At 71.5% G+C, this 18,399-nt stretch carries 19 protein-coding genes; 9 read left to right on the forward strand and 10 right to left on the reverse strand.

Translation table 11 applies throughout. The features are described from left to right. Positions 1 to 29: 29 nt before the first annotated feature. From IEY73_RS03105 to IEY73_RS03130, 6 genes are read right to left on the reverse strand one after another with little or no spacing between them, the layout of a single operon-like run. The gene (locus tag IEY73_RS03105) at positions 30 to 695 is read right to left on the reverse strand and encodes an O-methyltransferase (RefSeq protein ID WP_189077430.1); all 666 of its coding nucleotides are present in this window, start codon (positions 693 to 695) and stop codon (positions 30 to 32) included. Continuing rightward, a complete protein-coding gene (locus tag IEY73_RS03110) occupies positions 680 to 1,789 on the reverse strand; it encodes an HAD-IIIC family phosphatase (protein ID WP_189077431.1) in 1,110 nt (369 codons plus the stop codon). The genes IEY73_RS03105 and IEY73_RS03110 overlap by 16 nt, the downstream gene beginning before the upstream one ends. Next, positions 1,786 to 2,907 (reverse strand): acyl-CoA dehydrogenase family protein, encoded by a 1,122-nt coding sequence (locus IEY73_RS03115; RefSeq protein WP_189077432.1) that lies wholly within the window; start codon positions 2,905 to 2,907, stop codon positions 1,786 to 1,788. The genes IEY73_RS03110 and IEY73_RS03115 overlap by 4 nt, the downstream gene beginning before the upstream one ends. After that, the gene (locus IEY73_RS03120) at positions 2,900 to 3,169 is read right to left on the reverse strand and encodes an acyl carrier protein (protein WP_189077433.1); all 270 of its coding nucleotides are present in this window, start codon (positions 3,167 to 3,169) and stop codon (positions 2,900 to 2,902) included. The genes IEY73_RS03115 and IEY73_RS03120 overlap by 8 nt, the downstream gene beginning before the upstream one ends. Beyond that, complete coding sequence (locus tag IEY73_RS03125) at positions 3,166 to 4,080, reverse strand: 3-hydroxyacyl-CoA dehydrogenase family protein (RefSeq protein ID WP_229715421.1); 915 nt, start codon at positions 4,078 to 4,080, stop codon at positions 3,166 to 3,168. The genes IEY73_RS03120 and IEY73_RS03125 overlap by 4 nt, the downstream gene beginning before the upstream one ends. A 56-nt stretch (positions 4,081 to 4,136) precedes the next feature. Further along, positions 4,137 to 5,045 carry a LysR family transcriptional regulator gene (locus IEY73_RS03130; RefSeq protein ID WP_189077434.1) on the reverse strand — a complete coding sequence of 303 codons (909 nt, stop codon included), beginning with the start codon at positions 5,043 to 5,045 and terminating at the stop codon, positions 4,137 to 4,139. Between the two features lie 81 nt (positions 5,046 to 5,126). Between IEY73_RS03130 and IEY73_RS03135 the strand changes: the two genes are divergently transcribed. The 5 genes from IEY73_RS03135 to IEY73_RS03155 all read left to right on the forward strand — a co-directional run bounded on the left by IEY73_RS03135 (position 5,127) and on the right by IEY73_RS03155 (position 8,810). Next, positions 5,127 to 5,651 carry a YbaK/EbsC family protein gene (locus IEY73_RS03135; RefSeq protein WP_189077435.1) on the forward strand — a complete coding sequence of 175 codons (525 nt, stop codon included), beginning with the start codon at positions 5,127 to 5,129 and terminating at the stop codon, positions 5,649 to 5,651. Beyond that, complete coding sequence (locus tag IEY73_RS03140) at positions 5,648 to 6,022, forward strand: cupin domain-containing protein (protein ID WP_189077436.1); 375 nt, start codon at positions 5,648 to 5,650, stop codon at positions 6,020 to 6,022. The genes IEY73_RS03135 and IEY73_RS03140 overlap by 4 nt, the downstream gene beginning before the upstream one ends. A gap of 53 nt (positions 6,023 to 6,075) precedes the next feature. Next, positions 6,076 to 7,140, forward strand: a complete 1,065-nt coding sequence (locus IEY73_RS03145; RefSeq protein WP_189077437.1) for a hypothetical protein — start codon at positions 6,076 to 6,078, stop codon at positions 7,138 to 7,140. 105 nt (positions 7,141 to 7,245) lie between these two features. Further along, positions 7,246 to 7,623 (forward strand): YciI family protein, encoded by a 378-nt coding sequence (locus IEY73_RS03150; RefSeq protein ID WP_189077818.1) that lies wholly within the window; start codon positions 7,246 to 7,248, stop codon positions 7,621 to 7,623. Continuing rightward, positions 7,620 to 8,810, forward strand: coding sequence for an RNA polymerase sigma factor (locus IEY73_RS03155; RefSeq protein WP_229715423.1), 1,191 nt, complete (start codon positions 7,620 to 7,622; stop codon positions 8,808 to 8,810). Before IEY73_RS03150 ends, IEY73_RS03155 begins: the two co-directional genes overlap by 4 nt. A 22-nt stretch (positions 8,811 to 8,832) precedes the next feature. Here IEY73_RS03155 and IEY73_RS03160 read toward each other — a convergent pair whose 3' ends face one another. Further along, positions 8,833 to 9,714, reverse strand: a complete 882-nt coding sequence (locus tag IEY73_RS03160; RefSeq protein ID WP_189077438.1) for an SDR family oxidoreductase — start codon at positions 9,712 to 9,714, stop codon at positions 8,833 to 8,835. A gap of 89 nt (positions 9,715 to 9,803) precedes the next feature. Between IEY73_RS03160 and IEY73_RS03165 the strand changes: the two genes are divergently transcribed. After that, positions 9,804 to 10,382 carry a TetR/AcrR family transcriptional regulator gene (locus IEY73_RS03165; protein ID WP_189077439.1) on the forward strand — a complete coding sequence of 193 codons (579 nt, stop codon included), beginning with the start codon at positions 9,804 to 9,806 and terminating at the stop codon, positions 10,380 to 10,382. A 60-nt stretch (positions 10,383 to 10,442) separates the two neighbouring features. On the opposite strand, the gene IEY73_RS03170 is transcribed toward IEY73_RS03165, so the two are convergent. Then, entirely contained in the window at positions 10,443 to 11,018 is a 576-nt protein-coding gene (locus IEY73_RS03170; RefSeq protein ID WP_189077440.1) for a TetR/AcrR family transcriptional regulator, read from the reverse strand. 106 nt (positions 11,019 to 11,124) lie between these two features. On the opposite strand from IEY73_RS03170, the gene IEY73_RS03175 reads away from it, so the two are divergent. Then, entirely contained in the window at positions 11,125 to 12,072 is a 948-nt protein-coding gene (locus tag IEY73_RS03175; RefSeq protein WP_189077441.1) for an SDR family oxidoreductase, read from the forward strand. 134 nt (positions 12,073 to 12,206) lie between these two features. On the opposite strand, the gene IEY73_RS03180 is transcribed toward IEY73_RS03175, so the two are convergent. After that, positions 12,207 to 12,788: a TetR/AcrR family transcriptional regulator gene (locus IEY73_RS03180; RefSeq protein ID WP_189077442.1), complete on the reverse strand. Its 582-nt coding sequence runs from the start codon at positions 12,786 to 12,788 to the stop codon at positions 12,207 to 12,209. Between the two features lie 117 nt (positions 12,789 to 12,905). On the opposite strand from IEY73_RS03180, the gene IEY73_RS03185 reads away from it, so the two are divergent. After that, positions 12,906 to 14,129, forward strand: a complete 1,224-nt coding sequence (locus tag IEY73_RS03185; RefSeq protein ID WP_229715523.1) for an FAD-dependent oxidoreductase — start codon at positions 12,906 to 12,908, stop codon at positions 14,127 to 14,129. On the opposite strand, the gene IEY73_RS03190 is transcribed toward IEY73_RS03185, so the two are convergent. Further along, complete coding sequence (locus tag IEY73_RS03190) at positions 14,114 to 15,535, reverse strand: sulfatase family protein (protein WP_189077444.1); 1,422 nt, start codon at positions 15,533 to 15,535, stop codon at positions 14,114 to 14,116. The genes IEY73_RS03185 and IEY73_RS03190 overlap by 16 nt on opposite strands. 139 nt (positions 15,536 to 15,674) lie before the next feature. On the opposite strand from IEY73_RS03190, the gene IEY73_RS03195 reads away from it, so the two are divergent. Further along, the gene (locus tag IEY73_RS03195; RefSeq protein ID WP_189077445.1) at positions 15,675 to 18,287 is read left to right on the forward strand and encodes a tetratricopeptide repeat protein; all 2,613 of its coding nucleotides are present in this window, start codon (positions 15,675 to 15,677) and stop codon (positions 18,285 to 18,287) included. Positions 18,288 to 18,399 lie beyond the last annotated feature (112 nt).

Raw genomic sequence — 18,399 nt, forward strand, 5'->3', positions numbered from 1 at the left:
CGCGGCAGGTGCGCGGGCCCCGCCGCCGGTCAGTGCTTCTTGCGGATCAGGGTGATGCCGTCCGCCATCGGGATCAGCGACACGTCCACCCGCGGATCGTCGCGGACCATGAGGTTGAACGTCCGGATGCCGACGGTGTCCGCGTCCTGCGCCTGCGGATCGACGACCCGGCCGAAGAACAGCGTGTTGTCCACCGCGATCAGTCCCCGGTCGTGCACCAGGGTCAGCGCCAGCTCGTAGTAGTCGGGATAGCGTTGCTTGTCGGCGTCCAGGAACACGAAGTCGAACGTTCCGGCGCGCCGGTCCGCGATCAGCTCGGCGAGGGTCTGGGTCGCGTCGCCGATGCGGACGTCGATCCGGTCCGCCACGCCGGCCTGCTGCCAATAGCCGGCGCCGATGCGCGGCCAGCGGTTGGTGATGTCGCAAGTGACCAGGCGGCCGTCGGGTGCCAGCGCGCGCGCCAGGCACAGCGTGCTGTACCCGGTGAACGTGCCGATCTCCAGGATGTTGCGGGCCGGCGTCATCCCGGCCAGCAGCGCCAGCAGTTGCCCCTCCTCGGGCATCACCTGCATGGCCGCGCCCATCGGCAGCTCGTGCGTCGTCTGCCGCAGCCTCCGCAGGATGTCGTCCTCACGCAGCGAGACGTCGCGGAGATAGCCGGCCAGCGCCGCGGAGGTGTCTACCTGCTGTGCCATGCGTCGCCTCCCTCGGGGAACGGACCGGCGAGGGGCACCGCGCGCACGGTCATCGTGGACGGCGGGCTGGCCGGCGACGGGACCAGGTGGAGCCGCCGGAGCTCGCTCAGCTCGGGCGGTGACAGGTCGGTGCGGCACGCGCACGGGTCGTCGGTGAAGCCGGCGAAACGGTACGCGACGTCCATCATCCGGTTGCGGGCGGTCGGCCGGAAGTCCGCGAGCAGGTGGACCCCGGCCCGTGTGGCCTCGGCGCCGAGCCAGTTCAGCAGCGTCGCGCCCACCCCGAACGCCACCACGCGGCACGAGGTGGCGAGCAGCTTGAGGTGCCAGGCGGCGGCGTGCCTGCCCATCAGCACCAGGCCGACCGCGCCGTGCGGTCCGAACCGGTCGGTCAGCGTGGTGACCAGCACCTCGTGCTCCGGGTCGGCGAGCAGCGCGGTGAGCTCCGGGTGTCCGTAGTGCACGCCGGTGGCGTTCATCTGGCTGGTGCGCAGGGTCAGCTCCTCGACCCGGGCCAGGTCCGCCTCGCCGGCCCGGTCGATGCGCATCACCATGTCGAGGCTGCGCAGGAAGTCATCGCTCGGGCCGCGGAATTCCGCCTGGGCCGCGGTGCGCGCGAACCCCGCCCGGTACATCCGGCGCCGGTCACGCGCGTCCGCGGTCACCGTGGCGGGGGAGAACTCCGGCAGCGTGGCGATCTGGTCGAGTCGCTCGGCCGGGTAGCACCGCACCTGCGGGTGGTGGTACGTCACCTCCGCACGCTCGGCGGGCTGGTCGTCGACGAAGGCGATGACGTCGTGCGCGAAATTGAGCCCGTCCGCTATCTGGGCGACCGACGCCGACTTGGGGCCCCAGCCGATCCGGGGCAGCACGAAGTAGTCGGCCACGCCCAGCGCTTCCAGCTTCGCCCAGGCTTCGTCGTGGTCGTTCTTGCTGGCCACCGACTGCAGGATGCCGCGACGGTCCAGCTCGGCGATCAGGTCGCGGACGCGGGGGCGCAGGACGACCTCGCCGTCCTCGGCCAGGGTGCCCTGCCACAGGGTGTTGTCGAGGTCCCAGACGAGACATTTGACGACCTTGGCGGCTTCGGTCACGAGGTCACCTTCCTCCGGGCGGACGCCACCGCGTGGTCGGCGAGGATGAGCTGGCAGATCTCGGTGCTGCCTTCGATGAGTTCCATGAGCTTGGCGTCGCGGTATCCGCGCGCCACCACGTGACCGTCGTGTGCGGCGGCCGAGCCCAGCACCTGCACCGCGGTGGCCGCGCCCTGCGCCGCCTGCCCCGCGCTGACCTGCTTGGCCAGCACGGTGGCGACGACCATGTCCGGGGAGGCGTCGTCCCAGCACCGGCTGGCGTGTTCACAGACCAGGGTCGCGACCTGCCGGGCGATCAGCAGATTCGCCAGATGGCGGCCGACGAGCTGATGCTCGGCGAGCGGCCGGCCGAACTGGGTGCGGGTGCGCGCATGGTCGGCCGCGGCCTCGGCGCAGGCCTGCAGGATGCCCACGCACCCCCAGGCGACCGACATGCGCCCGTACGCGAGCGCCGCCGTCACGAGCATGCCGATGGGCTGTCCGCCGCCGAGCACGGCGGTCTTGCGTACCCGTACGCCGTCCAACCGGATGTCGGCGTGCCCGGCGGCCCGGCATCCGGACGGCTGGGGAACCGGCCGGATCGTCACGCCCGGCGCGGTGGCGGGCACCACGACGGCGGCCGCCCCGCACTGGTAGCGGCCGACGACGAGGATCAGGTCGGCGTAGCGGGCCGCCGTCGTCCAGACCTTGTGGCCGGAGACGACGACGTCGTCACCGTCCGGTTCGATGGTCGCGGTGATCGCCGACAGGTCGCTGCCCGCCTCCGGTTCGCTGAAGGCGACTGCGGCGAGCCGCCCGCCGGTCAGGAGGGGCAGGTATTCCGCGCGCTGGCTGCGGCTGCCCAGACGCTGCACGGTCCACGCGGCCATGCCCTGCGAGGTCATCACGCTGCGCAGCGACGAGCACCGGCTGCCCACGTGGGCGGTGAAGGCCCCGTTGGCCAGGCTTGTCGCGCCGAGGCCGCCGTACTCCGCGGGCACCTGCGCGCAGAGCAGCCCGGCGGCGGCGAGCCGGCGCGGCACATCGTCCGGGAGCAGCGCGTCCCGGTCCCAGTCCGCCGCCCGGTCGCCGACCAGGCGGTCGACCAGATCTCGCGCGCCGGCCAGCGGGTCAGGCATCGGCAGGCGTTTGCGCGGCCCGCAACCGCAGCACGAGGTCCGTCATGGACGCGACGGTGCGGAAGTGGTCGCGCTTGAGGTCGTCGCCCTGGATCTCCAGGTCGAACTCCTGCTCCAGGAAGACGACGAGTTCCATCGCGAACATCGACGAGACCAACCCGGAGGCGAACAGGTCACGGTCGGTGGGAACGTCGTCGTTGACGCGATCGGCGACGAAACGGCCGATCGTCGCTTCGATGTCCGCCGTGCCGTCGCTGCTCATGAAAGCACCTTCCGATAGTCGTAGAAGCCGCGGCCGGTCTTCTGCCCCAGCTCGTTGCGGCGCACCTTCTCGACGAGAAGCTCGCAGGGCGCGTATCCGGCGTTCCCGGTACGCTCGGCGAGAGCGCGGAGGGCGTCCACCAGATTGTCGATGCCGATGAGATCCGCGGTGCGCAGCGGGCCGGTCGGATGCCCCAGACAGCCCCGCATCAGGGCGTCGACGGAGTCCGCGTCGGCGGTGCCCGCGGCGACCATCCGGGCGGCCTCGTTGATCATCGGATGCAGCAGCCGGCTCGTGACGAAGCCCGGTGCGTCGTTGACGACGGTGGGTTTGCGTCCCAGCCGGGCGAGCAGGGCGACGATGGCGTCGATGGTCGCGGCGCTGGTCTGCGCGCCGCGGATCACCTCCACCATCGCGATGAGATACGTCGGGTTCATGAAGTGGACCCCGGCGAACTCGGCCGGTCGGCGCACCGATCGGGCCAGCTCGGCGATCGGGATGCCGGACGTGTTGGAGATCAGCGGCGTGCCCGGCGCGAGCGAGGCGCAGACCCGGGCGAGGACGTCGGCCTTGCGCGCCGCGTCCTCGGTGATCGCCTCGATCACCGCGCCGGCGCCGGCCGCGTCCTCGTGCGACGAGCTGGTGGTCAGCCGGCCCGGGGAGAGCGAGGCCGGGAAGGCCTCCATCAGTCGGCCGTGCCGCACCTGCTTGGTGATCCTCGCCGGCGCCTGCGTCAGAGCCTCGTCATGGATGTCCACGAGGAGCACGTCGCTGCCCTGGCCGAGCGCCATGGCCGCGATGCCGCAGCCCATGACGCCGGCACCGATGATGGCGATAGTGTCCGGAGCCGGATCCATTGTCGTCGCCGCGCCTCTCGTCGAACCGGCGGTGCCGAGGGCACTCAGGCTCACCGAACCGCCCGGCGAAGGTCAATGCATCCCGGCCGGTTCTAGGGAAAGTGCCATGCTCACCGCTGCGGTCGCCGGTGGATCGCGGCGGCGATCCGGTGCAGCACGTCCAGCGTGGACACGACCGCGGGCCGGGCGACGTTCTCCGGGCGGCACAGGGCATCGATGCGGCGGACGGCGCGGACCCCGCCCAGGGGCCGCAGGACGACACCGGGAGTCGGCGGGATGGTCCACCGCGGGAGGAGCGCCAGGCCGGCCCCGGCGCGCACCATGGCGGCGACGACGGTGAATTCGTTCACGCGGTGCCGCACCCGCACCGGATGCCCGGACACGGCCGCGAGGGCGTCCACGATGGCCCCGACCGGAAAGCCTTCGTGGGTCGTGATCCACGGGTGACCGGCGACGTCCGCCGCGTCCAGCGTTGCCTTGCCCGCCAGGGGCGAGCCAGCCGGCATGGCGACGTCGAGCGGCTCCTCCAGCAGCGGCGTCACGCTCACCGTGTCCGGCCAGTGCGGGGTGTGTTCGAAGCGGTGCGCGAGGACCACGTCGTACCGGCTGGTGAGGCGCGGGAACTCGGTCTGCGGCCGGTCTTCGTCGGCGAGGCTGACCGACACCGGTCCGTCCGGCGGGAAGTCCTGCACCAGGGCGGGGAAGAACGCCAGCGCCGCGCTGCTGAACGCGGCCACCGAGACGGTCCCGCGCGTGCTGGCGGCGAGCGATCGCACCGTCTCGTCCGCGACTGTCAGGGCGGCCTCCACCTGCACCGCCGCCGCGGCCACCCGCCGGCCGGCCTCGGTGAGCACCAGCCGGCGTCGCTCCCGGCGGGTCAGCGGCACCGGAGTGCCGCGCTGCAGGAGGCGGAGTTGCTGAGACACGGCCGACGGGGTGATCCGCAACGACTCGGCGACCGCGCTCACGCTGCCGAGGGCGCCGAGCGCGCGGAGCATCCGCAATTGCTGCACGTCCATGCCTTCAATGTAGCCCTGCTTCACCATCGCTGAAGAGATTGGGGCTTGGCTACAACGTCGTGGTTGCCCACACTTGGTGGCATGCTTGCTCCTCGCACCGCCGCGGCGTACGACGACCTGCTCGCTCTCCTCGACGGGCGCGGCGCCGACTATTCGGTGATGACCCACGAGCCGGTCGGCACGACAGAGGTGGTGAGCCGGCTGCGGGGCAATGCGCTCGAACAAGCGGCGAAGTGCCTCCTGCTGGTCGTCAAGCTCGACCGCCGCACCCGGCGGCACGTGCTGGCCGTGGTGCCCGGCGACAGCAAGGTCGACCTGAGGGCGGTGGCCGGCCTGTTCGCCGCCCGCTACGTCGGCTTCGCCGACCCCGCGACGGCCGAGCGGCTCGCACGCAGCGTGCCGGGCACGGTGCTGCCCTTTCCCATGAGCCCGGAGGTGGAGCTGCTGGTCGATCCGCGAGTGCTGACCCAGCCCCGGCTGTACTTCAACGCCGCCCGCCTGGACCGCTCCATCAGCCTCGACACCGACGATTACACGACCATCGCCCAGCCTCGCGTGGCGCCGATCGCGATCCGGGACGATGCCACCAGCCGGGAGTGCCCGTGACCGGGAGCGACCACCATGCCGAGCTGGCGCCCCTGTTCGCCACGCTCCAGCGGATGGACCTGCAGCCGGTGATCGACCGGGCGGATCACCCGTGGTTCAACCAGACCCTCGTGCAGGTGGGCGACGTGCTCGTCCGGCTCGGTGTCTTCCAGCCGGGCACCTTCCACTGGCACCAGCACGACGAGCAGGACGAATTCTTCCTCGTGCTGGACGGCAGGCTGCGCATCGACCTGGACGGCCACGACCCGGTCGACCTCGGGCCGTGGCAGGCGTTCAGCGTGCCCGCCGGCCTGCGCCACTGCCCGACGGCGGTCGTCGCGAGCACGGTGCTCATGATGGAACGCGCCGACGTGGTCCCCGCGGGCGACTAGCCACGCCGGAGGGTCACTAGCATCGTCGCCGAAGCGACGGACGGAGTGCGAGCGTGGCGGACGTGCGGCGGTGGGGGAGCCTGGGCGTGGCGCTGCTGGCCGCTGCGGCCATGTTGGCCGAGCCGTCCGCCGCCCGGCGCACGCCCGCCCCGCCGGTCACCGCCCGGGCCGCCTGGCCGCACGCGCAGCGGGCGGCACTGCCCGCCACGCTCGCCGACGGCGCCGGCTACGAGCCGGCGGTCTTCCTCGACGCCAGCCGCTCCGTCGGCACCGCCCTCACCACCGACGGTCACGCCGTGCGCCTGGTTCTGCGCGCGGGCGACGGATCCGTCCGGGTGCTCCGCGAGCTCCCGGTGAGACAGGGTGCGTCGTTCGACGCCCCGACGGTCGCCGGGCAGACCCTGGTATGGGTGGAGACCACCCGATCGGACGAACAGATGTGGGCGCTCGATCTGAGCCCCGGAGGGGTTCCGCGCCGGGTGACCGGCGACCTCGGTGACGCGCGCTTCTATCAGTCGCAGTACGACCTCGTCGTCGCGGGCGGCCGGGTGCATTGGGTGGCGGCAGGTACCGGCGACACCACCGAGGTCCGCTCGGTGCGGCTGGCCGGTGGCCAGGTGGACGTGCGGACCCAGCCCGGAACGTGGTCGCTGGCAGCCTGGCCGTGGCTGGCCGACGGTGTGACCGCGGCCGGCGGCACCACGCGGCTGCGCAATCTGAGCACCGGCCGGGATCGCGTCGTCGCCCGCCACGGCCGGGGCGTGATCGCCTGCAGCCCGCTCTGGTGCCGCGTGGTCTCCTTCAACCCCGACGGCGACCCGCAACTGGAGCTCATGCGTCCCGGCGGGGCGGACCGCCGGAAGATCGGCACGGGCACCGTGTCCAATGTCCTCACCGACACCGCCGTTCTCGACCGGTTCGAGGTGTTCTCCCGGCTGACCGGAAACTCCGACCTCACCGGCCACTTCCAGTTGCTGGTGTACGAGATCGCCACCCGCACCAGCATCGAGATCAGCCCGGACGCCACCGACGTGTCGTACCGCAACGGCGTGCTGTGGTGGTCGACCGGCAACCAGGACGACTTCATCCGTCACACGCTGGACCTGCGCACCGTCTGAACAACCCGGCGGGAATGGGCGAGTGGTCTTCCGGCGAGGTGTCGATCCGGGCGAGGGTGTTTCGTCATCGTGGTGACGGCGAACATCCAGTGAGAGGATCCGACCATGCGGTACACGCTGCTGATGCACTATCCCGAGGCCGACGCGTCGACGCTCGGCGAGGAGGCGATCGCCGAGGGACGGCGGGCGTTCGCCAGCTACGCCGCGACGCTGCACCAGGCCGGTGTGCTGATCTCCGGCGAGGTGCTGCAACCGTCGGCCGACACGACCACGCTGAGCATGGCCGACGGGCAGGTGCGCGTGCAGGACGGCCCGTTCGCGGACACGAAGGAGCAACTCGGCGGCACCTTCGTGATCGACGTCGCCGACCTGGACGCCGCGATCGGCTATGCGGAACAGGCGCCGTCGATCGGCTGGGGTTCGGTGGAGATCCGGCCGGGTGCGGTCCACGTGGTCGACGGCGTCTGGCAGCCGAATCGGTGACGGCCGAGGCGGCGTGGGCGACCGCCGAACGGGTCGCCCGCGTCGCGTACGGCCGGCTCGTGGCCCTGCTGGCCGCGCCCGCCGGCGATCTGGCGCTGGCCGAGGATGTTCTGGCCGGGGCCTTCGAGCGTGCCCTCGCAACGTGGCCGCGGACGGGTGTGCCGGACAATCCGGAAGGGTGGCTGCTCACCGTGGCCCGCAACCGCCTGCGTGACGTGTGGAAATCGGCGGTGCACCGCACCAGCGTTCCGCTGGAGGCCGCCACGGAGACCGCGGCGGAGGCGTACGCGCCGTTCGACGGTCCCGACCCGGACGCCATACCGGACGAACGGCTCCGATTGCTCTTCGTCTGTGCCCACCCCGGCATCGATCCGGCCGTACGCACACCGCTGATGCTCCAGACCGTGCTGGGCTTCGAGTCCGCCCGGATCGCGACCGCGCTGGCCGTGCCACCGGCGGCGATGGCGCAGCGCCTGGTCCGCGCCAAGCGCAAGATAAAGAACGCGCGCATCCCGTTCACCGTGCCGGACCGGCGGTCGATGCCGCAGCGGCTTCCGGCGGTGCTGGAGGCGGTGTACGGCGCGTACGCGATCAGCCGGGGAGACGAGGCGCAGCAACTCGCGGTGACGCTGGCCGCCCTGCTGGGCGACGAGACCGAGGCCTGGGGCCTGGCGGCGCTGATCACGTTGTCGTTGTCGCGGCGGGATACCGGCGCCGGCTTCGTGCCGCTCGACGAGCAGGACCCGGCGAGGTGGGACGCGCGGCTGATCGCGGCGGGAGAGTCGTACCTGGCGCGGGCCAGCAGCTCGGCGACACCGGGCCGGTTCCAGTTGGAGGCGGCGATCCAGGCGGTGCACTGCGACCGCGCACGGACCGGCGTCACCGACTGGCCGGCGCTGCGGACGCTCTATGCGGCGTTGGACCGGGTGCAGCCGAGCCTGGGCGGCCGGGTGGCGCTGGCGGCGGTGACCGGCCGGCTCGACGGGCCCGCCGCCGGCCTGGCCGCGCTGGCCGCGGTGGGCGACGACGGGCGTGCCGGCGAGTTCCAGCCGTACCACGCGGCGCGGGCCGACCTGCTGGATCTCGCCGGGCGCACGGCCGAGGCCGCGGCGGCGTACGGCCGGGCCGCCGCGCTGAGCGCCGACCCGGCCGTGGCGGCGTACCTGCGCCGGCGGGCCCAGCCCTGACCTGTGCGGCGATCGGCACCGGTCAGGGCTGGACGTTCTCCAGGTCCTCCAGCAGGCTCGGGTGCTTCGGCTCCCAGCCCAGTGTCTGCCGGGTGTGTGCGCTGGAGGCGGGCTGGTCGGTGGCGAAGATCGCGCCGAGCGGGCCGAAGGTCTCCGCCGGCACCTCCTGGACCGGCAGGCCCAGCCGCCGGCCGATCACCGCGGCGATGTCGCGTACCTGGTCGCCCTCGTCGTCGACGGCGTGCCAGGCGGTCCCGGCCGGTGCCTGTTCCAATGCCAGGCGGAACAGCACGGCCGCGTCGAGGGCGTGCACGGCGGGCCAGCGCTGGGTGCCGTCGCCCGGGTAGCCGGACACGCCGGTGCGCCGCGCGATGCCGGTGAGCAGGCCGGCGAACCCGCCGTCGCCGTTGTTGTGCACGGTGCGCGGCATGCGTACGGCGGTGCTGCGGAGCCCGCGCGAGGCCAGTTCCAGGATGGCGGTGACCGTGCGGCCGCGACCTCCCACCGGCCCTTCGGTGGGCACCGGGTCTGCCTCGGTGGAGGGCCGGCCTTCCACCCACGGCGTGCCGGACACCGTGACGAGCGGGCGGTCGCTGCCGAGGAGTTCCTCGCCGAGGGTGGTGAGGGCGGCGGTCTCCTCGGCCACCGCGGCGGCGAGGGCGTCCGGGCCGCTGAAGTCGTTGGCGAAGGCCAGGTGGATCACCCCGTCGGCCTGGGCGGCGCCGCTGCGGATGACTTCCAGGTCGGCGAGGCTGCCGCGGACCGGCTCGGCGCCGGCCCGCATGGCGGCCTGTGCGGACGCGTCGGAGCGGGTGAGGGCGAGGACGCTGTGGCCGTGACGGAGAAGTTCGGCGAGGACGGCGGATCCGATCAGGCCGGTGCCGCCGGTGACGAAGACGCGCATGGGAAGCTCTCCCGCAAGTGATGGGACTCTTGTCCCGTCAGACGCTACCACGGTGATGGGATAAAGGTCCCGTCGCCTATGATGAGGTCATGGGCCGGTGGGAACCAGGAGCACGCGAACGACTCGTCGTGGCCGCCGTCGACCTGTTCACCGAGCAGGGGTACGACGCCACGACGGTGGCGCAGATCGCCGAACGCGCGGGAGTCACCAAGAGCACGTTCTTCCGGCACTTCCCGGACAAGCGAGAGCTGCTGGTGGCCGGGCAGGAGACATTGAGCCGGCTGCTTGCCGAGGGGATCGCCGAGGCGCCTGCGGGTGTCAGCCCGCTGGAGGCGGTCGCGGCCGGTCTGGAGCGCGCCTCCGGCGCGATGGGTCCGGTGAACCGTGAGCTCGGTCCCCGGCTGAAGGCGGCGGTCGCGGCCAGCGCGGAGCTCCAGGAGCGCGACGCGCTGAAGAGTGTCGGCCTCGCGGCGGCGATGACCGCGGCGCTGGTGGAGCGCGGCGTGCCCGGCCCGACCGCGGCGGTCGCGGGGGAGCTGGGCGTGCTGGCGTTCAAGCGGGGATTCGCCCAGTGGTCCGAGGGTGACCGGAGCGCCCAGGACGACTTCGCCGGGTACGCCCTGGCGGCGCTGGACGAGTTGCGGGCGGCGAGCGCGGCGCTGGGCTGATCGATCCGCCGGCCTGCATCTCGCCTGGTGGACGGCCCGGCGAGAGTAGTGTGCTCGGCGTCAAGCCGAGGGAACCGTGACATCGGCGAAGGCGCGTAGCTCGGTGAACGCCCGCACGATGAGGGCGTCCAGGTCGGCGGAGGCGTCGGCCACCCAGGTGTGCACGGCGTGTCCCAGGGCGGCGGTGCTGACTTCCGCCAGCAGCGTCGCGCGCCATGGTGGGAGGCCGCGTCCGCGCAGTGCGTCGGCCACGACGATGCTCAGCGCCGCGGCCTTGGCGAGTTCCCGCTCGCGCAGCGCCGGTGTCGCGGCGATGACGTGGTGGCGGGCCTCGGCGAGGGCGCGGTTGATCTCCATGCCGGGCGCCATCGAGCGGAACGCCAGCAGCACCGCGGTCAGCGGTGGCGCGGCGGCGGGCACGTCGGCGAGGGCCGCGGCCAGCGCTCGCTGCTGCCGGAGCTCGATGTGGAACAGCACTTCGCGCTTGTCGCCGAAGTGCCGGAAGAAGGTGCGCTGGGTGACGCCGGCGCGGGCGGCGATCTCCGCGATGGTGGTCTGGTCGTAGCCGCGCTCGCGGTAGAGCTCCAGGGCGGCGCGCTCCAGCCGGTCGCGCGCCGCGGCGCCGCTGCGGGGCATTCGTTCTCCTCGGGTCCTCGGGTATCGCTTGCGTAGTGTCAGTCTATGACACTATCGTAGTGTCACATTGTGACACTACGACGGTGTGCGATAAAGGAGAGAAGTCATGCATGTCTTTGTCACCGGCGGCACCGGCCAGACCGGGCCTGCCATCGTCAGGGAGCTGATCGAGGCCGGGCACCGGGTCACCGGCCTGGCGCGCTCCGACGCCTCGGCGGCGCGCCTGCGTGCTTTCGGCGCGACGGTGCTGCGCGGCTCGACGGAGGATCTGGACAGCCTGCGGGCCGGTGCCGCGCACGCCGACGGCGTCGTGCACATGGCGTTCGGCGGTGACTTCGCCGATCCGGACGACCTCATCCGCCGCGACTGTGCGGCGATCGCGGCGCTCGGGGACGCCTTGGCCGGATCCGGCAAACCGCTCGTCAGCACCTCCGGCACCCTGGTGACGAGGGCCGGCCGGGTCAGCACCGAGCGGGACGCGGCGGACCCCGGCTCGGTCGCCGCGTTCCGGATCCCAGGCGAACGGGAATGCCTGCGCTTCGCCGACCGGGGAGTCCGGTGCAGCGTGGTGCGGCTCGCGCCGACCGTGCACGGCCCCGGTGATTACGGGTTCGTCCCGGCCCTCATCGCGGCCGCCCGACGGGTGGGCGTCTCGGCGTATATCGGCGACGGCGCCAACCGCTGGCCGGCGGTCCACCGTTTCGACGCCGCCGCGCTCTTCCGGCTGGCCCTGGAGAAGGCCCCAGCCGGCAGCGTGTTGCACGGCGCCGCGGAGGGTGCCGTGCCGATCGGGGCCGTCGCGGAGCGGATCGGGCGGATCCTCGGCATCCCGGTCGCGTCACTGACCCTGGATCAGGCTCGCGAGCATCTCGGAAACCCTTTCCTGGCAACGTTCTTCTCCCTGGACGTGCCGGTGTCCAGCGAGCACACGCAGGAGCTGCTGGGCTGGCGGCCGCGGCACCCGACGTTGCTGGCGGACCTGGAATCCGGCGACTACTTCACGCCGCAGGCCAGCATCCGCGCCGAGGAGATCTGGGCCCCGCGCCGCGGGTGACCCGCCCGTCCCGCGACCCCTCCCGCCCCGGCCGTGGCGATTGTGGTCATGTGTGGCGCCGGGGAGCGCGAGGAGTCGTCCTGTCGGGCAGAGCGGCGGGCATCCTGCCGCGCGGTGTCGTGGAAATAATGCTGTCACTCGGGGAAGGACGGCCGGAGGACGTCGAGGGCGTTGTCGACGCGCGCCGCGAAGGCGGTGCCGGTGGGCTGGTCCGGCACGTCCAGGGCGAGGAGGAGCCCGACCAGGGCGCCGGCGAGTTGTCTGTTGGTGTGCGGCTGCGTGGGTGCCCTGTCGGTCAGGGCTTCGGTCAGGGCGTCGATGTTGGTGCGGACCTGGGTGAGGGCGACTGCCGCCAGCTCGGGGGTGCTGGTGACGAGCCGCTCCTGGGCGAGATCTTCCCACTGCTCATCGGGGCTCTGCGCCCCGAAGAGCTCATGCACGGCGCCCCGCAGGGCTTCGATGCGGCTGAGACCGGCCGGTTGGTGCCGTACCGCCTGCGCGAACTGGTCGCCGCCGGAATCGGCCAGGACGATCGCCTGCTTGGTGGGGAAGTAGCGGAAGAGTGTCCGCGGTGAGACGTTCGCCGCCCGGGCGATCTGATCCACCGTGGTCGCGGCGAAGCCCTGCGCCAGGAACAGCCGCAGCGCCTCACGACGAATCGCCACACGAGCCTGGCGCTTCTTGGCCACGCGCAGGCCCTCCGGGCCGACGCTCACCGGGTTGCCGTCCTCATTCGCTGACAGTACCAAGCCATCTTGACACCATCATGCCTTATGGCAGTAGTCTGCCATTTGACATTCAACTGCCAAAATTTGAGGGTGTAGGTGGTGACCATGCCGGATCTGAGCGGCACGACGATCGTGGTCCTCGGGGCGGGCCCGACCGGGCTCGCTGTCGCGCGACTCATGGCCCAGCGGGGCGTGCGGACCACGGTTCTGGAACGCGATGCCGGACCGCACGCGCGTACCCAAGGCGGCAGCCTCGACCTCACCGAGGGCCGCGGCCTGCGGGCGATCGAGGCCATGGGATTGCAGTCGCGATTCGATGAGGTGGCACGCCCGGAAGGGCAGCAGGGCCGGATCCTCGACTCCGGCGCGAGAATCCTCGTCGAGATGACCGCCGAGTCGATGGGCACGGCGCGGCCGGAGATCGATCGCGCCGACCTGCGGCGCATGCTGCTCGACGCCCTTCCCGGCGGCACGGTCCGATGGGGACACCAGGTGCTGGCCGTGCGGCCCTCTCGCACCGGCCACCAGGTCGATGTCCGCACGTCGGACGGGGCGCGGGCAACACTCGCCGCCGACCTGGTGATCGCCTGCGACGGCATCTGGTCACGCGCCCGGTCCCTGGTCACCGGTCACGTTCCGGAGTACATCGGGATCACCTTCGTGCACGGCGACATCGAAGGACCGGACCCCGACGGCTACGTGTCCCGGCTGGTGCGGCACGGCACGGCCTTCGCGATCGGCGACGGGCGCAGCATGGGCTTGCAACGCCACAGCGACGGCACCGTCCGCGTCTACTTCATGGTGCAGAAGCCGGCCACCGATCTGCCCGGCCGAGGTGCGATCGCGGACCGCGGCAGCATCGTCGCCGAGCTGCACCGCACGTACGCGACATGGGCCCCTGAACTGACCGGCGTCATCGACGCGGTCACCGGTGACTTCGAGTACTGGCCGATCTACACGCTTCCACCGCGCCAGATCTGGCACGACCACCGTGGTGTGACCCTGGTCGGCGACGCCGCCCACGTCATGCCGCCGTTCACCGGCCAGGGCGTCAACCACGGCCTCCTGGACGCGGTGGAACTCGTGGAGGCGCTCACCGGCGACACGCATGCCGGCATCGACGACGCCGTCGCCGCGTACGAGAAGGGCATGCTGCCGCGGGCGGAGGCTGAGGCCCTGCTCGCCAACAGCGACGACGAGAAGATGATGTCCGGCGTCGAGGCGTTCCTGCGCGCCAAGGACCTCGATCCGCTGCCGGTTCCGCGGACCGCCTCCTCGGTCGAGGCGACAGTCGGGCAGGCGCCGGCGAATCGTCAGCAGGCGCGGTGACAGGCGACCAAGGTGGTCAGTGTCCGGTGCATGGCGGCGGCCTCGGACTCGGGTAGCTGCGCGGCGGTGTTGTGTAGCTGATCCGGGTCGGTCCGGTGGTCGTAGTACTCCTTGGCGCCGTCGGCGTACTCGACATAGGTGTAGTCCGGCGTCCGGATCGCCGTGTAGGTGGGCGGGTTGCCGCTGTTCTTGGCCGGATAGTCGGGGTCCGACGGGTCGGTGTCCGGGCCGTGGTGCTCGACCAGGGCAGCGCTGCGCCAGGTCGCCGGCGGCCGGCCGGTCAGGAAGGGACGCAGGCTGCGGCCGTCCACCCCGGCCGGGGTGCCGAGACCGGCCAGGTCGGCGAAGGTCGCGCGCAGGTCGATGTTCTCGGCCGGCTGGGTCACCGTCGCGCCGGCGCGCACCCCCGGGCCGGCCATCACCAGCGGCACGTGCACGTCGGTGTCGAAGGCCGTCTGCTTTCCGGGATTCAGCCGGTGCTCACCCATGTGGTAGCCGTTGTCGGAGCTGAAGACCACGACCGTACGGTCGGCGACGCCGGCCTTGTCCAAGGTCTGCTGCAGCGAGCCGATCATGCGGTCCACCGACTGGACCGCCTGGGCCCGCTTGCGGAAGTCGCGGTCGATCGCCTTCTTCTCGGCGTCGGTGAGCGGCTCACGCGCGGCAAGCCAGGCGGGCGCGGCGGACGGCAGGGTGTCATACGCGGCGGTCCGCGGTGCCGTCAGGCCGGGAAACGCCGACTTGTCCCGGGCGGCCGGGGTGTACGGGCCGTGCGGCGCGAACGTCGCGACCTCCACCAGGAACGGCTTCTTGGCGGCCACGGAGGCGGTGATGAAGGCGGACGCCTTGCCGCTGACCACATCGGTCAGATAGTCGCCGGGCGCCTTCCCGTAGTGCTTGACCTGATTATTCTCCAGCAGGTTGTAGTTGTATTCGGCGTACGCGTTGCCGGCCACATCCCATTCGGTCCAGCCCGGCGGCACCGTCATGTCCGTGGGCTGATAGCCGTTGAGATACTTGCCCATCATCGCGGTGCGGTAGCCGGCCTTCTGCAGGTCGGTGGCGAACGTCGACGCCGGATTGCCGCGGCGATTGAAGGTGGCGTACCCGCCGTCCCGGCCGCGGTTGGTGAAGACACCCGTGTCGTGCGGGAACTTGCCGGTGAAGATCGAGGATCGGGACGGGCAGCACAGCGAGTCGGTCACCGTGTAGTTCGCGAAGGTGGTCCCCGCCTTGGCCAGCGCTCGCACGTGCGGCATGTACGGCACGAGGTTCATCGACAGGTCATCGGTCAGCACGAAGACGATGTTCGTACGGTCCGGGGCATCCCCGGCGGAGCCCGCCATGATCGTGCAGGCGCCGAGCAGCGGCACGGTGAGTGCGGCGGCGAGGAATCGACGAATCATGACGCGGACGCTAGGGCGGCCGCCCACGGCAAGTCGTTCGGCGAAGGTAAGGGTTTGGCAAGCGGACTCAGCGTGCGCATCCGGTTGCCCTAAGTCGATATCCTCAGGTGGCGGGGCTCATGGAGGAGCGGGGGTTCGCATGCGCAAAGCGTCGCGGTCGGTGACGTTGCTCCTCTCCGTGACGGCTGCCCTGCTCCTGCCGATGGCCACGAACGTCGCGACGGGAACCCTGCCAGTGGCCTGGCAGCCGTACCTCTGGCTGTCCTGGCCTGCGGCGGCGCTGCTGTGCGCGCTGGTCGTGATCGCCGAGCTGCGGCACCGCTGGCCGATGCGCGGCCGGGCGGCCGGGCGCGTCGTGCCCGCCGCCGCGCGAGACGGCACGGCGTGGAACATCCCCGGCGGGGTGCCGTCGTTCACGGGCCGCGTCCAGGCGTTGCATGAACTGCACATCCTGTCTATGCGCCCGGAACCGGGCATCGCCGTGCTCACGGGGCTGGCAGGTGTGGGAAAGACGGAGCTGGCGTGCGCGCATGCGGCTGCCCGTCGCGGGTCGTACGACATCGGCTGGTGGGTGGCTGCGGACAGTCGCCTCGCCGTGCTTGCCAGCCTCGCACAGCTAGCGGATCGCCTCGGGGTGAGCGATGGGGACCAGGAGATCGCGGCCTTGCGAGCCATGCACGAACTCGGCCGCCGTGGCCGGTGGCTGCTGGTCTTCGACGACGTGATCCGGGAGAAGGATGTCTCCCACCTGATTCCCGCGGGATCGGGACAGGTGCTGATCACGTCCCGCGACCCGAATCTCGGCCGGTTGGGCACCGCGATCGAGGTGCAGCCGCTGGACGATGACTCGGCGGCTCGTCTCCTCATGGAACGCACCGGTGGCCAGGATGTCGGCGCCGCGACCGAGCTGGCTCAGGAATTGGGCGGCCTGCCCCTGGCCCTGGAACAGGCGGCGGCCTATTGCCGGAGCACCGGCATCGAGGTGTCCGGTTACCTGCCACGGTATCGGCAGAACTGCACCCGCCTGCTGCGGCAGGGCAATCCCGCCGACCGGCTTCCGGTGCAGGCCACGCTGTTTCTCGCCGTTGCCCAGGCGAGGCGACGCGAACGAGCTGCCGTGGAACTGCTCAGCCTCTGTGCCTTCTTCGCGCCGGTGGCGGGAATCCCCCGGTGGTTGATCGAATCGGACCCGGCGCTGCTGTCACCCCGGCTGGCCCGGACCGCGTCGGACGTTTTTGCGCTGGACACGGCCGTCGCCGTTTTGGTGCGGCTGTCGCTCGTGCAAGCCGACCGAGATCTCCTTCGGGTTCATCCGGTGGTGCAGGACGTCATCCGGGACCGGCTGGCGCAACGCCGGACACCGTGGCCGGCTCCGGGCCGGTATCCTCCGCAGCGATGGATACGCATGGCGGCGGGTATCCTCGTCGCCGCCTTGCCCAGTGATGTCAACGCCCCCTCCACCTGGGATCGGTGGGTGCTGGCCGTGCCGCACTGCACCCGTGTCGCCGAACACGCCACCGCGTGGCACGTGCGCGGGACGGTCATCGCTCGTCTCCGGCACCGCCTTGGAAAATATCTGCTCAGCCGCGGTGACTACGCGCACGCCGGGCCGTTGCTGGAGTCTGCCGTGATCGAACATCAGGCCGTCGCGGGTGCCGACCATCCGGAAACGCTCGCGGCGATGAACGACCATGCCCGCCTGCTGGTGGACACCGGCAGGCTCGACGAGGGACTGCGGCTGCACGAGGCCGCCCTGCGCGCTCGCCACCGGATCCTGGGACCGGTGCACTCGGACACGCTGATCTCCATGAACAACCGCGCCTTCGTCCTGGACCGGCTCGGCCGCAGCGACGAAGCGCGCCGCCTGCACGAGGAGGTCCTGCGGATACGCCGCCGGACTCTCGGCGAGAACCATCCGAACACCCTGATCTCGAAGGGGAACCTCGCTCTGGTGCTGGCCGGGCAGGGGGAACTGCGGCAGGCGAGGGAATTGCACGCACAGAGTTATGCCGCGCGCTGCGCGGTCCTCGGTCCCGAGCATCCGCGAACGCTCGTCGCGCAGAACAACCTGGCGATCGTGGTCAGCGAGCTGGGGGACCTGCAGCAGGCATTGCGCACGCACGAGGCGGTCTACGCCGGCTGGCTGAAGCTGTATGGCCCGGAACACCCCGAGACGCTGATGTCGATCAACAACAGGGGCTATCTGCTGTTCCGGCTCGGTCGGCTCCAGGAGGCCCGCGACCTGCTGGAGCCGAACGCGCAGCTACGGGCGCGGATCTTCGGCAGCGGGCACCCGCACACACTGATGTCGCGCAACAACCTGGCCGTCGTGCTCGTCGCCTCCGGCCAGATCGATCGCGCGGTGGCTGAGCACCAGGAGGTGCTGCGGCTGCGGGAATGGACTCTGGGTCACCGGCACCCGTACACCCTGCATTCGCAGAACAATCTGGCGGTCGCGCTGGCTGCTTGCGGCCGCATGGACGCCGCGGCCGAACTGCACGTACGTACGCGTCAGACCCGGCGGGAGACGCTCGGCGACGAGCACCCGTGCACCCTCAACTCGAGTCACAATCTCGCCCTGGTGCGGGCGGGCGAAGGCCGCATCGGCGAGGCCGGGCCGCTGCTGGAGGAGACGCTGGAGGTCCGGCGCCGCCGGCTCGGGCCGGCGCATCCCTACACCCGGAACTCCACCGAGGCTTTGGAGTACATCGGCAAACCCGGCTATCACCCGGATTTCGCCGAGGCGACCTGACTCGCGTCGCGAGTCGTCGATTCCAAGATTGTCAATCAGTGAACAAGAACTTGCTTGATTGTTCGGAAACAAACAGACTGGGATCGTGACCACATGCACGGGCGCCCCACTT

This window comes from Mangrovihabitans endophyticus (genome assembly GCF_014646155.1).
Classification (GTDB): domain Bacteria; phylum Actinomycetota; class Actinomycetes; order Mycobacteriales; family Micromonosporaceae; genus Actinoplanes; species Actinoplanes endophyticus.